The organism is Streptomyces sp. SID13726 (assembly GCF_010548375.1).
Classification (GTDB): Bacteria; Actinomycetota; Actinomycetes; order Streptomycetales; family Streptomycetaceae; genus Streptomyces.
The window spans coordinates 1-410 of sequence record NZ_JAAGLY010000643.1 but is presented as its reverse complement, the minus strand read 5'-3'; the positions used below and the strand labels follow the sequence as shown (position 1 = coordinate 410).

Annotated in this window: 1 protein-coding gene; it reads left to right on the top strand. The window is 77.3% G+C overall.

What is annotated here, in order from left to right; translation table 11 throughout:
* Positions 1-110: 110 nt before the first annotated feature.
* On the top strand, positions 111-410 hold a 300-nt coding region (locus G3I78_RS49560), incomplete at its 3' end, for a hypothetical protein (RefSeq protein ID WP_275424947.1).

The following is a 410-nucleotide window of genomic DNA, read 5'->3' as shown; positions in this document are numbered from 1 at the left end:
CATCGGTGCCCGGCGCACGGGACGAGCCCGCGTCGGGACGGTGCGACGTCACCGAGGTGTGACACAGTGGGAACCAGCCCCCGACGTCGACCGGAGACCGCCGCGCCCCCATGACCTCGACCCCGACCGAGCACGCCGTGACCCAGCGACCCCACCGGGCGGCCCGGATCGAGGACCGGTGGCGCGCCGTCGTCTCCCGCTTCCAGAAGGCGCGCGGGTGGCGCCCCCGCGTCGAGCCGTTCGCGGGGTACGGCACCCCGCGGCGCGTGCGCGTGCTGGCGCGCGTGCTCCTCGCGAGCCCCGCGTTCGACCCCGCGCTGCACGAGCGCGAGTCCGCCGACCGGCGCGGCTGGCGCTACTTCTTCACGGCCCCAGCGCCGCGCGAGGAGGTCCGCGTGCACGTGGGCGAC